Here is a 15,574-nt window from a genome sequence, read left to right as displayed (position 1 = left end):
CATCGGGCTCATAGGGCTCATCAGGAGTCCTTCCGGGTGGCGGGGCCCTCGGGCACGACGGCCACGGTCCGGGCGCTGACGACCGGCCGGCCGTCGGCGTCCCGGTACTCGGTGACGCGCTCGCTGAACAGCAGGCGGCCGGTGCGGCCCTGCTTCTCCCAGCTGCGGCCGGGGACCGTGTGCGCGTACAGCGTCTCTCCGGCCCGTACCGGGCGGTGGTACTCGAAGTGCTGCTCGGCGTGCAGGCCTCCGCCGCCCTCGGTCATGGTCCCGGAGCCGCTCCCCGACCCGAACCACTCCTGACCTGGCTGGGGTCGCAGCGGGTAGTCCGGGTCGTGGTGGGCGCTCGCCATCGCGAAGGTCGGCGGGGCGTACGCGGCCTCACCGTGGTAGGCCGGGTTCTCGTCGCCGATGGCGCGGGCGAACATCATGATGTGCCCGGCCTCGACGGGGAACGGCTGCCCTGTCATCGGCTGCCCTGTCATCGTCGGTGCTCCTCGATCGGTGGGTCGGGTCAGTAGGGCAGGAACGCGTCGCGGGTCGCGTCCTCCGGGTCGAAGTCCGGGGGCAGCCCCTCGAACTTGGGCTCTCGCTTCTCCACGAAACTGGCCACGCCCTCACGGAAGTCCGGTGAGCCGGCGAAGAACTCCATGGCCGAGTAGGAGCGGGCGAGCGCGTCGGTGAACGACCGGTCGAGATCGCCGTACACCTGGTGGCGTACGACGGCCATGGCGCGCGGGGAACAGTTGCGGGCGATGTCGCGGGCGTAGGCGCGGGCGGCGTCGAGCAGTTCGTCCGGCTCCACGACCCGGCTGACCAGACCGAGTCGCCGCGCCTCGTCGGCGTCGACGACACGTCCGGACAGCAGCAGGTCCAGCGCGTTCTCCAGGCCGACGACGCGGGGCAGTACGTACGGCAGGTTGTACTCACCGGCCAGACCGCGCCGGGTGAAGGCCGTGGTGAAGCGGGCGCCGCGGGCGGCGAAGCGGATGTCGCAGATGAGGGCCTGGATCAGGCCGATGCCGGCGCACGCGCCGTTGACGGCCGCGATCATGGGCTTGGGCAGGGTCCGCCTGCTGTACATCGGCACCCGGGCCCGGAGGTTGAGGGACTGGCCCGGTTGTGCGTTCTGCTCCAGCCGCTGGACGTCCATGCCGGGGCAGAACGCCCGGCCCGCTCCGGTGAGGATCACCACGCGCACGGCCGGGTCCTGCGCGGCCTCGTCGAGGAGTGCGAAGAAGCGTCGCTCCATCGGCAGGCTCCACGCGTTCTTGCGCTCGGGCCGGTTGAGGGTGAGGGTGGCGACGCCGTCCTCGTCGACCTCGTAGAGCACCAGGTCCTGTTCGGCCCGCTCGGACTGCTCGGACTGTTGCGACACTTCGTCCATCCTCCGTCTACGGTTCGATCGGGGCGCCGACGCCGGGCCGCTCCCCCGAGATGCTCACCACCACCTGGCCGCGGGCGCAGATACGGCCGTCGCCGACGCGTACGTCCACATCGGCGAAGTGCAGCCGGCGGCCCCGCCTGACGCACCGCGCGTACGCGACGGCCTCCCGGCCCCGGGCGGGCGCGAGATACTGCACCGACATCGACACGGTGCTGAGCAGACTGCCCTTGCCGAAGTCGTGCCCGGCGATCACGGCGCCCGCGCCCGCGGTGTCGATGAGCGCCGAGATGACCCCGCCGTGGAAGACGCCTTCGTGGGCGGAGAGCGCCTCGGCGTAGGGCAGGACCATCTCGACGCCGTCCGGTTCCCAGCGCAGCACCCGCATCCCGCAGCCGCGGTTGAACTTGACCCCGCGCTCCCAGCGGGCCCGGAACCACTCGCGGCGTTCGCGCTGTTCCTGGTCGGTGAGGGTCCTCGCCGCGACGGTCATCCGCACACCTTCCGGTCTCGGCCGACCGGCCCGGTCCCTGCTCGCCAGCCTGCTCGATATAGTTACATGAATTGGATAGTTGAGGCAATCATCCAGACCCGCCTTCGGCAGCCAGATGTATTATTTATATAACTCATTCATCGCTCGCTCCAGAGTGGGAGGCCATCGATGCCGTCGACCGCCCTGTCCGGGATCCGCGTCCTCGACCTGTCCCGTATCCTCGCCGCGCCGCTGGCCACCCAACTGCTCGGCGACCTGGGCGCGGAGGTGATCAAGGTGGAGCGGCCGGGGGCCGGCGACGACTCCCGGACGTACGGCCCGCCCTTCCCCACCGGACCCGACGGCGAACGCACCGACACCGCCGCCTTCTATCTCGCCTGCAACCGCAACAAGCGGTCCGTCACCGTCAACCACGCCACCGCCGAGGGACAGCGGCTGATCCGCGCGCTGGCCGCCCGCTCGGACGTCCTGGTGGAGAACTTCCGCGCCGGGACCCTGGCGAGGTACGGACTCGACCACGAGAGCCTGCGCGCACTCAACCCGCGGCTGGTGTATCTGTCCGTCACCGGCTTCGGCCAGACCGGCCCCTACGCGCGGCGGCCCGGCTACGACGGGATCTTCCAGGCCATGTCCGGGATGATGAGTGTCTCCGGCCACCCCGAGGAGCCGATGAAGGTCGGCGTCAGCATGGTCGACATCCTCACCGGTCTCTACGCCTCCACGGCCGTGCTGGCGGCGCTGCGGCACCGGGACCTCACCGGCGAGGGCCAGTTCATCGACCTCTCGCTGCTGGACTGCGGGCTGGCCTCGCTCTCGCACTTCGCGATGAACTATCTGGTCTCCGGCGAAGTGCCGCGGCGCCGGGGCAACGGCGGCTACGGCGGGATCCCCTCGCAGGCGTTCCAGTGCGCGGACAAGCCGCTCTTCCTCGTCGCGGGCAACGACAAGCAGTTCGCCGCCCTGTGCGCGGCGGCCGACCGCACCGACCTGCTGCAGGATCCGCGGTTCGCCTCCACGTCCGCCCGGATCGCGCACCGGGAGGAGATCGTGCCGGTCCTGGAGGCGATCCTGCGCACCCGGCCCCGGGACGAGTGGCTGGCCCTGCTGGACGAACACGACGTCCCCGCGGGCCCGTTCAACGAGATGCCGGAGGTCTTCGCCGACCCGCAGATACGGCACCGCGAGATGCTGGTGGACGTGGCGGACCCGGTGTCCGGACGGCTGCCGCTGCTCGCCAACCCGATCCGGCTCTCGGCGACCCCGGTCGGGGGATACACCCCGCCGCCCGCGCTGGGCGAGCACACCGCCGAAGTCCTGGGCGCACTGGCCGGGGTGACGGAGGATCAGCTCGTGGCGCTGCGGGCGCGGGGCGTCGTGTGAGCCTTGGGAGGCTGGTGGTCCGCGGTCAGCCCAGGAGGGTCCGGCCGCCCTCCAGCATCAGCGTCGCCCCCGTCAGATAGGCCATGTCGTCGCTCACCAGCGCCGCCACCGCCCGGCCGATGTCCTCCTCCGGGTCGCCCAGCCGTCCCAACGGGATGGCGGCGACAAGCCGTTCGGCCTTGTCGGGGTGGGCGGCGAGATACACCTCCGCGGCCGGGCTCAGCGCGGCCGGACAGACGACGTTCACACGGATCCCGTACGCGCCCCACTCCCGCGCGGCCACCCGGCTCAGGCCCCGGATCGCCTCCTTGGCCATCGCGTACGCCGCGAAGGTCGGATCGCCCTGCACCGCGGTGGACGAGCCGAGGTTCACCACGCTGCCACGGCTCGCCCTCAGATGCGGCAGGGCTGCCTGCATCGCGTGGAAGGTGGCCAACGGGCCGCTGCGGTACGTCAGTTCGACGTCGTCGTACGTCGTGTGCTCCAAGGGCCGCTGCACCGAGGACTGCGCGTTGTTGACGAGCACGTCCAGCGAGCCGAACTCCCGTACGGTCTCGTCCACCATGCGGTCGACGTCACCGCGCTCGCTCACGTCGCCCACCACGATGTGGGCGAGGCCCCCGCGCCCGGCGATCTCCCCGGCCGTGTCCTTCAACGTGCTCTCGGTCCGGCCCGCGACCACCACCGCGGCCCCTTCGGCTGCCAGCGCCAGCGCGATCCCGCGCCCCACTCCCTGGCCGCCGCCGGTGACCAGCGCGACCTTCCCGGCCAGCCGTGCGTGTCGCTCCATCACGTCTCCTTCCAGAAGGGTGCCCAGGTGGGGAAGGCGTCCGGCAACGGCGGATCACCCGCTCCCGCCCAGCTGTTGAAGCCGACCGCCTGGGGGCGCTCGGTGACATCGGCCGCGTACCAGTGCTGCTCCCGGCGGCGCGCGAAGTACCATGCGCCGTCCACGCGTACGTAGTCGTCGAGGTAGCGGATGGCCATCACGATCCACCGCTCCCCCACCTCGTGCTCGGCCCGGCAGTAGACCGAACCGGTCGCCGTGTCCCGGCCGGTGAACTCGACGCGGTGGCCGCAGATCTGGTGGATCGAGCGGTGGAATCCGCGCACGAGCGGCTCGATGTAGGCGCGGAGCGCCGCCCGCCCCCGGCCGTGGCGCCCCATCTCCACCTCGGGCGGGAAGCAGCCGACCCAGCTGTCGAGGTCCCTGGCGTCCACGGCCAGCGCGTAGCGGACGGGCAGTTGCTGGATGGCGAGCTGGGACTCCACGCGGTCGATGCGGTCTTCCAGGGGGATCCCCCCGGGGGCGCTCATGGGCGTGGGTCCTTCGGCAGACCGAGCAGCTGTTCACCGATGATGTTGCGCTGGATCTCGCTCGATCCGCCGTAGATCGTCTCGGCGAGGGAGAGCAGGAAGGACCGCTGCCGGGTGTCCAGGCCGTAGTCCTCGCCGACGATCTGTCCGGCGGGTCCGGCCAGTTCCATCGCGAGATGACCGAGCCGCTGGTGTCGCGTCGACGCGTACAGCTTGGCGGTCGTGGCCTGGGGGCCGGGCGGGCGGCCCGCGATCAGCTCGCCGATGGTCCGCATGTTGGTGGTGCGCATGACGCGTACGGAGATCCACGCGTCCACGATCCGGCGGCGCAGCATGGGGTCGTCGAGCGCGCCGCGCGTGCGGGCCAGCTCGATGAGCGCGTCGGCCTCGCGTTCGAAGGTGAGCTGCTGGGGCAGCAGCGTGGTGCCGCGTTCGATGCCCAGGGTGGCCATCGCCGTGCGCCAGCCCTGGCCGGCCTCGCCCACGGCCAGGTCGGACGCGGTGCGCGCGCCGGCCAGGAAGACCTCGGCGAACTCGTCCTGGCCGGCCAGGTTGCGGATGGGCCGGATGTCGACGCCCGGCTGGTCGGTGGGCACCAGCAGCATGGTCAGCCCCTGGTGCCGCTGGGAGCCGGGGTCGGTACGGGCCAGGACGTACAGCCAGTCGGCGTGGAGGCCGAAGGAGGTCCACACCTTCTGTCCGTCGAGCACCCACTCGTCGCCGTCCCGTTCGGCCCGCGTCCGTACGGACGCCAGGTCGGATCCCGCGCCGGGTTCGCTGAAGCCCTGCCCCCACATCTCCTCGACGGCGAGGATCGGCGGCAGGAAGCGCTTCTTCTGGGCCTCGCTGCCCCGGGCGAGCAGCATCGGGCCCAGCAGGTCGAGGCCGTTGCCGGTGGCCCGGTAGGGGGCGTCGGCGCGCGCGTACTCGTAGGCGAAGACGATCTCCTCGATCAGTCCGAGTCCCCGGCCGCCGTACTCCCGCGGCCAGCCGACCCCCAGCCAGTTCCCGGCGGACAGCTCACGGTCCCAGGCGAGGCGCACCTCCCAGGCCGCGCCGTCCGTGGGTCCGCCGACCCCGCGGTGTGCGGCGAACTCCCCGGTCAGATGCTCCGCCAGCCAGTCGCGCAGCTCGTCGCGGAAGTCGCCCACCGCGGGTCCGAAGTCCAGTTCCATCGTCTGGTCCCTCCAGGTGGATTCAGATGCCGAGCCGGGTGGCGAGCAGCTCCCGGTGGTACGCGGGCGTGCCGAGCAGTACTTCCGAGCTCTTGGCCCGCTTGAGGTGGAGGTGCGCGGGGTGTTCCCATGTGAAGCCGATCCCGCCGTGCACCTGGATGCTCTCGGCGGCGACCTTGGTGAACGCCTCCGCGCAGAAGACCTGGGCGAGGGCGGCGGCGAGGGCGATCTCCGTCTCGTCCCCCGCGTCCAGCGCCCACAGACCGCCGTACGCGGCCGAGCGCGCCGACTCGATCTCGACGAGCATGTCGGCGCACTTGTGCTTGATCCCCTGGAAGGAGCCGATCGGCCGGCCGTACTGGACGCGGATCCTGGCGTAGGACACGGCCGCGTCCAGGGCGGCGGCGGCTCCGCCGACCTGTTCGGCGGCCAGCAGGACGGAGGCCGTGGCGAGGGTGCGTTCGAGCACCGGCCAGGCGGCGCCCTCGGTGCCGAGCAGCCGGGCGGGGGTGTCCGTGAACTCCACGCGGGCCTGTTTGCGGGTCTGGTCGAGGGTGCGCAAGGGGGTGCGGGTGACACCCGGCGCGCCGCCCTCGACGGCGAAGAGGCTGATGCCGGACGGCGTACGGGCGGCGACCAGGAGCAGACCGGCGAGGTGTCCGTCGGGGACGTAGGTCTTGACGCCGGTCAGCCGCCAACCGCCCTTCGTGCCCAGGGCCGTGAGCCGGATCCCGGGCTCGTCCCAGCGGCCGCCGTCCTCGGTGAGCGCGAGGGTCGCGACGGTCCCGCCGGACACGATCCCCGGCAGGAGGTCGCCCCGGGCCTCCTCGTCGTCGCAGCGCAGCAGCGCCTCGGCGGCCAGGGCCACGGTGGCGAGGTGGGGCGCGCAGAGCAGGGCACGGCCCGCCTCCTCGAAGACGATGCCGAGGTCGGCGTATCCGAATCCGGAGCCCCCGTACTCCTCCGGGACGGCGAGCCCCTGCAGACCGAGTTCGGCGGCCATGCGCCGCCAGACGACGGGATCGTGGCCGCGCGGGTCGGCGGCCAGCCGGCGGACGTCCGCCTCGGTGGAGTACCGGGTGAGGAACGACCGTACGACCTTGCGCAGTTCGTCCTGCTCCTCACTGAAGGTGAGATCCATGCCCAGCATCCCGTCCTTGGTGTTGCCCGTTCGCGATACAGTTAGATAATTATAGTATCCGCACTGAATACACCAGGAGCATGACGTGACGGATCACGACGACGCGCACCGGGACGACCGCTATGCGCGATTCACGAGCCTGACCTTCGAGCGGCCCGCGCCCGGCGTGCTCCGCATCGTCCTCGACGCACCGAACCTCAACGCGGTCGATCCCCGGATGCACGGCGAACTGGCCGACATCTGGCCGGTCGTCGACCGGGACGAGTCCACCCGCGCGGTCCTGGTCCAGGGCGCGGGGAAGGCGTTCTCGGCGGGCGGGACCTTCGACTCCATCGAGGCCATGACCGAGGACTACACGGTGCGCGCCCGGGTGATGCGCGAGGCGCGGGACATGGTCTACGGGGTGATCGACTGTTCCAAGCCGGTGGTCTCCGCGATCCACGGCCCCGCCGTCGGCGCGGGCCTGGTGATCGGCATGCTGGCGGACATCTCCGTGGCCGGGCGCCGGGCGAAGATCGTCGACGGACACACACGCCTCGGGGTCGCGGCCGGCGACCACGCGGCGATCTGCTGGCCGCTGCTGTGCGGCATGGCCAAGGCCAAGTACTACCTGCTGACCTGCGAGGCGCTCACCGGCGAGGAGGCCGAGCGGATCGGCCTGGTGTCGAAGTGCGTGGACGACGACCAGGTGCATGCCGAGGGGCTGCGCATCGCCACCGCCCTGGCCGCCGGGCCCGCCAGCGCGCTCAGCTGGACCAAGCGCTCCCTCAACCACTGGTACCGCACGGCCCAGCCGCTCTTCGAGGCCTCCCTCGGACTGGAGTTCTTCGGATTCGCGGGGCACGAGGTCACGGAGGGTCTCGCCGCCCACCGGGACAAGCGCGCCCCGGACTTCGAGGGCGTGGGCACCAAGCACCCGCTCGACCTGTGAACCATCCACCCCGCGCACGTCCGAGGAGCCCGCGATGACATCGGAGTCCACCGCCACCGAGATCCCCCCGCTGGTCAGGGGGATGACCTACGAGGAGATGCCCGCCGGGCAGATCTTCCGCACCGCCCGCCGTACCGTCACCGAGACGGACCTGGTCAACTTCGTGACCTGGGGCGGTTTCAACGAGCCGCTCTTCTGGGACGCCTCGCACGCCGCGGACGGCGGCTACACCGGCCGGCTGGTACCGGGGGCGCTGACGTACTGCATCGCCGAGGGACTGGTCCTGCAGACGAACGTGCTGCACGGCACGGGCCTGGCGTTCCTGCACATGGAACTGACCGTCCAGGGCCCGGTGTACGTGGGCGACACGTTGTACGCGGTGGTGGAGACCACGGACTCACGCCCGTCCAGCAAACCCGGCCGCGGCGTGGTGACCAGCCGTATCGCGGTCCGCAACCAGCGCGACGAGGAGGTCCTCGTCTACACCCCGGTGCGGCTGATCCGCGGCAAGGACTACGAAGCCCCGACGCCGCTCTGAGGGGGGCGGGCCGTCGGCACCAGGCTCAGTCCGGCGGGCGGCCCGGCGGGGGCGGCCTCCTCGGCGAAGGCTCCTCGGTGCACCCAGTCGGAGGGCATCGGCGGGTGCGGCGGCGACTCGTGGTCGGGGACGGCCATCGCATAGAGGCGGGTGTAGCGGAACTTCGCCTCCAGGTTGTCGAGCACCGACCAGTACTCGTAGCCGCACACGTCGACCCCGCGGGCGATGACCCCGGCCAGCCAGGACAGCCGGGCACCGAGCAGGGCCCGGCGCCGGGCGTCGTCGCGGCGCCCCGTGGCGTCGACGAGGTCCAGGTCGCCCATGCCGTTGTCGACGATCGACAGCGGTGGCAGGAGGTCCCCGTACAGGTCGTGCAGGGCGGCGACGGCGTCGGCGAGCCCTTCGGGCAGGATCGGCCAGCCGTACGCCGTCGTCTCCACGTCGTCGAAGGGGATCACGGCGAAGCCGAGACCCACGAGCAGCCGGTTCACCTCGTTGAGAGCGCCGGGGCACTTGGTGGCCGGCAGCACCCGGGGCAGGTTCTCGGGGGCGGTGACGCGGAACGGCGTGTGCCAGGACAGGCCGAGCAGGTCCTGGGGGGTGGCGATGATCTCCAGATCGCCGGGGCGTACGCAGCCCGTGGCCTCGACGGGTGCGATGTCGTCCTCGGTGACCATGTGCTCGGCGAGCAGCAGGGGGTCGAGGAAGAGGCGGTTGGTCCAGCTCTCCAGTCGCTCCACGGCGAGCCGGTCGAAGGGGTCGTCGGTGGCCGGGTAGCCGCTGACGAGGGTGACCGTGGTGCCGATCCGGCCGCGTGCTCCGGCGGCCCTCAGTGCCTGGGTGGCGAGTCCGTTGGCGAGCAGGATGTGGTGGACCGCCGGTATCCCGGCGCTGCCGATCCCCCGGCCCGGGGGATACAGTCCCGCCACATGGTCGGCGAGCGTGGGGCTCGCCAGGTCGGTCGAGGTGATCCAGCGGGCGACCCGGTCGCCGAAGCGGCGGCCCATCTCGGCGGCGTACTCGGCGAAGCGCTCCGCGGTGTCGCGGACCAGCCAGCCGCCGGCGGCGTCCAGCCATGGGGGCAGCGACAGATGCAGCAGCGTGACGCTGGGCCGCAGGCCGAGGGCGAGCAGGGCGTCGAGCGTGCGGTCGCAGTGGTCCAGGGCCGTGCGGTCCCAGGAACCCGGGCCTTCCGGCTGGAGTCGCGGCCAGCCCGCGACCGCTCGGTAGGTGCTCGGAGCGACACCGACGAGATGGCGGATGTCCTCCGTCCACTGGCGGAAGTGGCCGCCCCGGTCGGGCAGCGGCAGCAGGGGCGTCGCGATGGCGTCCGCGGTGGCGACCCCCCAGTCGACGCCTGGGTAGGAGTCGCCGAGGCGGGAGCCGACAAGGCGGGCGTGGGCGAGGTGGGCGTCGGAGAGCGAACCATCGCTCATGGTCACCGTCCAGGCGATGAATGGTGTAGCGCATTCAACTGAATGTCCGCCGTCCGGACGCTAACACTTCGGGGAAACCACAACAATGTTTCGGCCAGATCTCGTGCGGCCGGTTCGGGCGAGACCGGTAATCGTCCCGGCCGGTGCGGATCCCCCGGCCAGTGCCGATCGGTCCCGCCCGGTGCCGATCAGTCCCGGCCCAGAACCAGGTCCGCGGCCCGCCAGGCCAGGGCCATGATCGGCCCGTTGAGATTGCCGGACACCATGGTCGGCAGCACCGAGCAGTCGACGACCCGCAGGCCCTCGACACCGCGGACGCGCAGGCGCGAATCCACGACATCGTCCTCGGCCGGGCCCATCGCACAGGTGCCGATGGCGTGGTAGCCGCAGCGGCCGTGGTCGAGCCCCGCGTCGATGATCTCCCGGTCGTCCCGGACCCCGGGTCCCGGCAGTGTTTCGGCGGTGATCCGCCCGGCTATCGGATCGGTCTCGAAGAGTTCCCGCATCCTGCGGAAAAGGGCGGTGCCCACGGTGCGGTCGTGCTCGGATCCGTAGTAGTTGGCCGTGATGGTCAGCGGGGCCTCGGGGTCGGCCGAGGTGATGTGCAGTCCGCCCTCGGCGGTCGGGCGCAGGATGTAGCCGAGGCCCATCAGGCCGGGCTCGCGCTCGACACCGTTCTCCTGTCCGGGTGTCTCCGGCTGGAGGGAGACGGGGGCGATGAGCAACTGCGCGTCCGGGCGGCCGAGTTCCGGGCGTGTCTTGAAGAAGGCGATCACGTCGAAGGCGGGCGCGGCCAGCGGGCCACGACGGGTGGCGAGGTACTTGGCCCCGGTGATCGCCTGGCGCAGCGGGGTGCTGAGCGCCGAGTTGTAGCCGAGGTCGTCCTTCAGCCGGTACTGGACGACGAAGCAGCGGTGCTCGCGCAGTCTGCCGCCGACGTGCGGACTGTCGACCAGGACGTCCACGCCGGCCGACTTCAGCGTCTCCGCGGGCCCGATGCCCGACAGTTGGAGGATCTTCGGGGTGGCGATGCTGCCGGCGGACAGGATCACCTCCTGCCGGGCGCGCAGGTCGGTCTCCGTCCCCCCGCTCCGGGTGCGGACACCGACGGCCCGGCCCTTGTCGATCAGCACGCGGGTGACGAGGGTGTCGACGGCCACGGTCAGGTTCGCCCGGTGCGCGACCGGGTGCAGGAAGGCGCGGGCGGCACTGAACCGCTGCCCGTTCCTGATGGTGGCCATGGCGTAGCCGATGCGTTCGTCGTCGCTCGCGTTGAGGTCGGCCGTACGGGTCCAGCCGAGGTCGGCCCCGGCGGCGATCGCCTCCTCGCAGAGCCGCTCCGGCCGCGGCGCGGTGCCGACGGGCAGCGGACCGCCCGTGCCGCGCAGTTCGGAGGCTCCCAGCGCGTTGTCCTCGATCTGTTTGTATACGGGCAGCATGGTGTCCCAGCCCCAGCCGGGGTTGCCGAGCCGCTCCAGTTCGTCGTAGTCGGGGCGGGCGCCGCGGTTGTAGACCATGCCGTTGACCGAGCTGGATCCGCCGAGCGTACGGCCCCGGGTCCACAGCTCGGTGCGGCGGTTCGGGCCGAACGGCTCGACAGGGTAGTGCCAGGCGAAACGCGGGTCGCTCAGGAGCTTGCCGAAGCCCTTGGGCATCCTGATCAGCGGGCTGGAGTCGCGGCCGCCGGCCTCGATCAGCAGCACGGACGTGCGCGGGTCCGCGGAGAGGCGGTGCGCGAGCACGCATCCCGCCGAACCGGCTCCCACGATGATGTAGTCGTACGACGTCATGCGATTCCCCATCTCGATGCCGCGGCCTCCCGCCTACTGCCCGAAGGGCCGGAACTCCTCGTCCTGCCACCACGGATACACCGGCGGCATGTCCTTGCCGACCCGGCCCGGGAAGTCCGGCGGGCGCTTGGCGAGGAACGACTCGATGCCCTCCGTGGGGTCCGGGCCGCCGCCGATCTGGCTCATGATCCTCGAGTCGAGGCGGTGCGCGGTCATCGGGTGGGCCTCGCCGAGCATCCGCCACATCATCTGCCGCGCCAGGGCGACCGAGACCGCCGAGGTGTTCTCCGCGATCTCGCGCGCGATGCCGTACGCCGCCGGGAGCAGTTCCTCGGGCGGGTGCACGGAGCGTACGAGTCCGGCCGCCAGTGCCTCCTCGGGGCCGAAGACCCGTCCGGTCGCCACCCATTCCATGGCACGTTGCATACCCACCGCCCGCGGCAGGAACCAGCTCGCGGCGGACTCCGGCACGATGCCGCGGCGCGCGAAGACGAAGCCGAACTTCGCGGACGTCGAGGCCAGCCGGATGTCCATGGGCAGGGTCATGCTGGCCCCGACACCGGCCGCCGGGCCGTTGATCGCGGCGATGACCGGCTTGGCGCAGGAGTAGATCCGCAGGGCGACCCGGCCGCCGGTGTCGCGGTGCCAGGCACCGGCGGTGCTGTGGTCGAAGGTGCCGCCTCCGGAGCTGACGTCGGCGCCCGCGCAGAAGCCGCGTCCGGCTCCGGTCACCACGATCACGCGCACCTCGTCGTCGGCGTCGGCCGCGTCCAGGACGTCCAGCAGGTCGTGCATCATCCGCGGGCCGAAGGCGTTCAGCTTCTCGGGACGGTCGAGGGTGACGGTGAGGATGCGGTCTGCCACCTCGGCCCGTACGGTCTCGTACTCCTTCACCGGCATCGGTGTCCTCCGTGGTCGTCGCTCGTCCGACATCTGATCGGTTCCCTGTCAGCTTAATTAGTTATAGCATTCAACTCTACTGACTCATTCAATGCTGACTGACGGCGGTGGACATGACCGATCTGGTGGTGACGGCTCGCGGGCCGGTCCGGCTCATCGAGCTGAACCGGCCGGAGCAGCTCAATTCGATGAGCGAGGAGCTGCACTCGGGTCTCGCGACGGTGTGGGAGGACCTCGCGGCCGATCCGGAGGCCCGGGTGGTGGTACTGACCGGGCGCGGCCGGGCGTTCAGCGCCGGCGGCAACTTCGACATCATGACCCGGGTCCAGCGCGACCGCGCCTTCCGGCAGCAGAACGTCGACGAGGCCCGGCGGATCATCACCGGCATGGTCCGCTGCCCGCTCCCGGTGATCGCGGCGGTGAACGGACCCGCGGTCGGCCTCGGCTGCAGTCTGGCCCTGCTGAGCGACCTCGTGCTGATCGCCGACGACGCGTACGTCGCCGACCCGCACGTCCAGGTCGGGCTGGTCGCAGGCGACGGCGGCGCGCTCGTGCTGCCGTTGCTCGTCGGTCTGACCCGCGCGAAGGAGCTGCTGTTCCTCGGTGACCGGGTCAGCGCCCAGGAGGCGGTCCGGCTGGGCATCGCCAACCGTGCCGTGCCGAAGGAGAAGCTCCTGGACGAGGCGATGGACCTCGCCGAGCGGCTGGCCGCCCTGCCCGTCCAGGCGCTGCGCGAGACCAAGCGGGCGGTGAACCTGCATCTGGAGCGGGCCCTCGCGACCGTGCTGGAACCGGCGCTGCTGGCGGAGCGGGACAGCATGCGCGGCCCGGACCACATCGCCATCGTCGAGAAGATCATCGCGGCGCGCGGCAGCCGCTGAACGGGAGGATTCGCGTGGACTTCGCCTTCAGCGACGAGCAGGAGCAACTGCGGGACACCGTCAGGGCGTTCCTCGCCGACACCTCGCCCGGGACCGAGGTGCGGCGGCTGATGGAGACCCCGGAGGGCTTCGACCGGGCGCTCTGGCGCCGGATGGGGACGGAGCTGGGCCTGCAGGGCCTCGCGGTCCCCGAGGAGTACGGCGGCGCCGGGTGCGGAGCGGTCGAAGTGGGCGTCGTCATGGAGGAGTCCGGCCGCGCACTGCTGTGCGCGCCCTTTCTCGCCTCGGCCGTCCTCGCGACCACCGCCCTGCTGCGCTCGGACGACGAGGACGCCCGCAAGCGGCTCCTGCCGGGCCTGGCCTCCGGCGAACTCGTCGGCACCCTGGCCCTGACCGAGGACACCGCCCGCTGGGACGCGGCGGGCGTGCGTCTCACCGCCCGTGAGACGGCGGGGAGTTGGCTGCTGACCGGGCGCAAGACCTTCGTCCTGGACGGTGCGACCGCCGATGTCGTCCTCACCGTCGCACGGGCCGACGACGGCATCGGCGTCTTCCTCGTGGACGGCGACGCGGCCGGCCTCACCCGTGAGCCGCTGCCCACCCTGGATCCGACCCGCCGCCAGGCCCGCCTCGACTACGACGGCGTACCGGCGACCCGGCTGCGTACGCACGGCGACGACGGCTGGCGGCTGGTGTCGGAGGTCCTCGACCGGGCCGCCGTGGCGCTGGCCGCCGAGCAGGTCGGGGTGGCCGGGCGGGCACTGGACATGGCGGTGGAGTACGCGAAGACGCGCCACCAGTTCGGGCGGCCCATCGGCTCCTTCCAGGCCGTCAAACACCTGCTGGCCGACGTACTGCTGGAGGTGGAGTCGGCGCGCGCCGCGGCGCACTACGCGCTGCTCGCCGCCGACGGCGAGGACCCGGAGCTGCCCGCCGTGGCGAGCCTCGCCAAGGCGTTCTGCTCCGACGCGTGTCTGCAGGCGGCCGCCGAGAACATCCAGGTGCACGGCGGCATCGGCTTCACCTGGGAGCATCCGGCCCATCTGTATCTGAAGCGGGCCAAGACCTCACAACTGCAGTTCGGCGACCCGGCGTACCACCGGGAACTGCTCGCGCGGCGCATCGGTATGGACGGCATCGGCAGGGACACGCCCCGAGGAGTGGCATGAAGGTCGACGGCAAGCTCAATGTGTGGACCACCGCCGAGGTGGTCGAGGAGGCCAGGCACCACGAGAAGGCGGGATACGACGGTCTGTGGGCCTCGGAGTCGAAGCACGACCCCTTCCTTCCGCTGCTGCTCGCCGCCGAGCACACCGACCGGCTGGAGGTCGGCACGGCCATCGCGGTCGCCTTCGCCCGCTCCCCCATGCAACTCGCCTACACGGCCCACGACCTGCAGACGTACGCGGGAGGGCGGTTCGCGCTCGGTCTGGGCAGTCAGATCAAGCCGCACATCGAGCGGCGCTTCGCCATGCCGTGGAGCCGGCCCGCGGCCCGGATGCGCGAGTACGTCAGCGCGCTGCGCGCCATCTGGGCCGCCTGGAACGACGGCGAGAAGCTCGACTTCCGCGGCGACTTCTACACGCACACCCTCATGGCGCCCTTCTTCTCTCCCCCGCCCGCCCCGGGCGGCGCGCCGAAGGTGTACGTGGCCGCCGTCGGGGAGGCGATGACCCGGGTGGCCGGAGAAGTCGCGGACGGGCTGCTGGCGCACGGCTTCACCACCGAGCGGTATCTGCGGGAGGTGACCCTGCCGACGGTCGGGGCGGGCCTCGCGGCCTCGGGCCGGGCACGGGCGGACTTCTCCGTCAGTCATCTCCTGCTCACCGCGACCGGCCGCACCGAGGAGGAGCTGGCCCGCGCGGTGGACGGCACCCGGCGCCAGATCGCCTTCTACGGCAGCACGCCCGCCTATCGCGGCGTCCTTGAGCTGCACGGCTGGGGCGAACTCGGCGACGAACTCCACGCGTTGTCCAGATCCGCCCGTGCGGACAAGTGGGAGGCGATGGGCCGCCTCGTCGACGACGACGTGCTCCACACCTTCGCGGTGGTGGCGGAACCGCAGCGGGTGGCGGCCGAGATCCGCCGCCGGTACGGGGCCCTGGTCGACCGGGTGTCCTTCTACACGGCGTACGAGATCGACGCCGAGGTGTGGGAGCCGATCGTGCGGGAGCTGCGCGGCGATTGAGGGAAGCATGCGGCCGAGGG

16 protein-coding genes are annotated in these 15,574 nt (G+C 71.7%); 6 read left to right on the top strand and 10 right to left on the bottom strand.

Features of this window, described 5'->3' with window-relative positions:
* Positions 1 to 20: 20 nt before the first annotated feature.
* Genes RV986_RS46755 through RV986_RS46745 form a run of 3 tightly spaced genes read right to left on the bottom strand, consistent with a single transcriptional unit; the run spans position 21 to position 1,877 of the window.
* The gene (locus RV986_RS46755) at positions 21 to 485 is read right to left on the bottom strand and encodes an FAS1-like dehydratase domain-containing protein (RefSeq protein WP_475923180.1); all 465 of its coding nucleotides are present in this window, start codon (positions 483 to 485) and stop codon (positions 21 to 23) included.
* A 29-nt stretch (positions 486 to 514) separates the two neighbouring features.
* Positions 515 to 1,378: an enoyl-CoA hydratase-related protein gene (locus RV986_RS46750; protein ID WP_475923179.1), complete on the bottom strand. Its 864-nt coding sequence runs from the start codon at positions 1,376 to 1,378 to the stop codon at positions 515 to 517.
* Between the two features lie 16 nt (positions 1,379 to 1,394).
* On the bottom strand, positions 1,395 to 1,877 hold the full coding sequence (locus RV986_RS46745) for a PaaI family thioesterase (protein ID WP_475923178.1): 483 nt from the start codon (positions 1,875 to 1,877) through the stop codon (positions 1,395 to 1,397).
* A 168-nt stretch (positions 1,878 to 2,045) separates the two neighbouring features.
* Here RV986_RS46745 and RV986_RS46740 point away from each other — a divergent pair, with 168 nt between their 5' ends.
* Entirely contained in the window at positions 2,046 to 3,257 is a 1,212-nt protein-coding gene (locus RV986_RS46740) for a CaiB/BaiF CoA transferase family protein (protein WP_475923177.1), read from the top strand.
* Positions 3,258 to 3,282: 25 nt separating this feature from the next.
* On the opposite strand, the gene RV986_RS46735 is transcribed toward RV986_RS46740, so the two are convergent.
* The 4 genes from RV986_RS46735 to RV986_RS46720 are packed head-to-tail and all read right to left on the bottom strand — an operon-like array spanning position 3,283 to position 6,890.
* Positions 3,283 to 4,047 (bottom strand): SDR family NAD(P)-dependent oxidoreductase, encoded by a 765-nt coding sequence (locus RV986_RS46735; RefSeq protein ID WP_475923176.1) that lies wholly within the window; start codon positions 4,045 to 4,047, stop codon positions 3,283 to 3,285.
* Positions 4,047 to 4,574, bottom strand: a complete 528-nt coding sequence (locus tag RV986_RS46730; RefSeq protein ID WP_475923175.1) for a nuclear transport factor 2 family protein — start codon at positions 4,572 to 4,574, stop codon at positions 4,047 to 4,049. The genes RV986_RS46735 and RV986_RS46730 overlap by 1 nt, the downstream gene beginning before the upstream one ends.
* A complete protein-coding gene (locus tag RV986_RS46725) occupies positions 4,571 to 5,749 on the bottom strand; it encodes an acyl-CoA dehydrogenase family protein (protein ID WP_475923174.1) in 1,179 nt (392 codons plus the stop codon). The genes RV986_RS46730 and RV986_RS46725 overlap by 4 nt, the downstream gene beginning before the upstream one ends.
* A gap of 22 nt (positions 5,750 to 5,771) precedes the next feature.
* Positions 5,772 to 6,890, bottom strand: a complete 1,119-nt coding sequence (locus RV986_RS46720; RefSeq protein ID WP_475923173.1) for an acyl-CoA dehydrogenase family protein — start codon at positions 6,888 to 6,890, stop codon at positions 5,772 to 5,774.
* Positions 6,891 to 6,975: 85 nt separating this feature from the next.
* Between RV986_RS46720 and RV986_RS46715 the strand changes: the two genes are divergently transcribed.
* Together RV986_RS46715 and RV986_RS46710 are read left to right on the top strand one after the other, a co-directional pair.
* Complete coding sequence (locus RV986_RS46715) at positions 6,976 to 7,821, top strand: enoyl-CoA hydratase/isomerase family protein (protein ID WP_475923172.1); 846 nt, start codon at positions 6,976 to 6,978, stop codon at positions 7,819 to 7,821.
* Between the two features lie 34 nt (positions 7,822 to 7,855).
* A complete protein-coding gene (locus tag RV986_RS46710) occupies positions 7,856 to 8,359 on the top strand; it encodes a MaoC family dehydratase (RefSeq protein ID WP_475923171.1) in 504 nt (167 codons plus the stop codon).
* On the opposite strand, the gene RV986_RS46705 is transcribed toward RV986_RS46710, so the two are convergent.
* From RV986_RS46705 to RV986_RS46695, 3 genes are all read right to left on the bottom strand, one after another.
* Entirely contained in the window at positions 8,335 to 9,795 is a 1,461-nt protein-coding gene (locus tag RV986_RS46705; RefSeq protein WP_475923170.1) for a glycoside hydrolase family 1 protein, read from the bottom strand. The genes RV986_RS46710 and RV986_RS46705 overlap by 25 nt on opposite strands.
* A 188-nt stretch (positions 9,796 to 9,983) precedes the next feature.
* Positions 9,984 to 11,585, bottom strand: coding sequence for a GMC family oxidoreductase (locus tag RV986_RS46700; protein ID WP_475923169.1), 1,602 nt, complete (start codon positions 11,583 to 11,585; stop codon positions 9,984 to 9,986).
* A gap of 33 nt (positions 11,586 to 11,618) precedes the next feature.
* Positions 11,619 to 12,485: a crotonase/enoyl-CoA hydratase family protein gene (locus tag RV986_RS46695; RefSeq protein ID WP_475923168.1), complete on the bottom strand. Its 867-nt coding sequence runs from the start codon at positions 12,483 to 12,485 to the stop codon at positions 11,619 to 11,621.
* Between the two features lie 113 nt (positions 12,486 to 12,598).
* On the opposite strand from RV986_RS46695, the gene RV986_RS46690 reads away from it, so the two are divergent.
* The 3 genes from RV986_RS46690 to RV986_RS46680 are packed head-to-tail and all read left to right on the top strand — an operon-like array spanning position 12,599 to position 15,554.
* Positions 12,599 to 13,366, top strand: a complete 768-nt coding sequence (locus tag RV986_RS46690; protein WP_475923167.1) for an enoyl-CoA hydratase/isomerase family protein — start codon at positions 12,599 to 12,601, stop codon at positions 13,364 to 13,366.
* Positions 13,367 to 13,380: 14 nt separating this feature from the next.
* Positions 13,381 to 14,535, top strand: a complete 1,155-nt coding sequence (locus RV986_RS46685; protein WP_475923166.1) for an acyl-CoA dehydrogenase family protein — start codon at positions 13,381 to 13,383, stop codon at positions 14,533 to 14,535.
* Complete coding sequence (locus tag RV986_RS46680) at positions 14,532 to 15,554, top strand: TIGR03617 family F420-dependent LLM class oxidoreductase (RefSeq protein ID WP_475923165.1); 1,023 nt, start codon at positions 14,532 to 14,534, stop codon at positions 15,552 to 15,554. The genes RV986_RS46685 and RV986_RS46680 overlap by 4 nt, the downstream gene beginning before the upstream one ends.
* Positions 15,555 to 15,574 lie beyond the last annotated feature (20 nt).

Source organism: Streptomyces sp. RLA012 (genome assembly GCF_056270325.1).
The sequence above is the reverse complement of the archived record's forward strand: the minus strand, read 5'-3'. Positions and strand labels throughout refer to the sequence as shown.

Coding starts and splice junctions, on each gene's coding strand:
- RV986_RS46755 (WP_475923180.1), bottom strand. CDS start 485: ATGACAGGGCAGCCGATGACAGGGCAGCCGTTCCCCGTCGAGGCCGGG.
- RV986_RS46745 (WP_475923178.1), bottom strand. CDS start 1,877: ATGACCGTCGCGGCGAGGACCCTCACCGACCAGGAACAGCGCGAACGC.
- RV986_RS46740 (WP_475923177.1), top strand. CDS start 2,046: ATGCCGTCGACCGCCCTGTCCGGGATCCGCGTCCTCGACCTGTCCCGT.
- RV986_RS46735 (WP_475923176.1), bottom strand. CDS start 4,047: ATGGAGCGACACGCACGGCTGGCCGGGAAGGTCGCGCTGGTCACCGGC.
- RV986_RS46730 (WP_475923175.1), bottom strand. CDS start 4,574: ATGAGCGCCCCCGGGGGGATCCCCCTGGAAGACCGCATCGACCGCGTG.
- RV986_RS46725 (WP_475923174.1), bottom strand. CDS start 5,749: ATGGAACTGGACTTCGGACCCGCGGTGGGCGACTTCCGCGACGAGCTG.
- RV986_RS46720 (WP_475923173.1), bottom strand. CDS start 6,890: ATGGATCTCACCTTCAGTGAGGAGCAGGACGAACTGCGCAAGGTCGTA.
- RV986_RS46710 (WP_475923171.1), top strand. CDS start 7,856: ATGACATCGGAGTCCACCGCCACCGAGATCCCCCCGCTGGTCAGGGGG.
- RV986_RS46705 (WP_475923170.1), bottom strand. CDS start 9,795: ATGAGCGATGGTTCGCTCTCCGACGCCCACCTCGCCCACGCCCGCCTT.
- RV986_RS46700 (WP_475923169.1), bottom strand. CDS start 11,585: ATGACGTCGTACGACTACATCATCGTGGGAGCCGGTTCGGCGGGATGC.
- RV986_RS46695 (WP_475923168.1), bottom strand. CDS start 12,485: ATGCCGGTGAAGGAGTACGAGACCGTACGGGCCGAGGTGGCAGACCGC.
- RV986_RS46690 (WP_475923167.1), top strand. CDS start 12,599: ATGACCGATCTGGTGGTGACGGCTCGCGGGCCGGTCCGGCTCATCGAG.
- RV986_RS46680 (WP_475923165.1), top strand. CDS start 14,532: ATGAAGGTCGACGGCAAGCTCAATGTGTGGACCACCGCCGAGGTGGTC.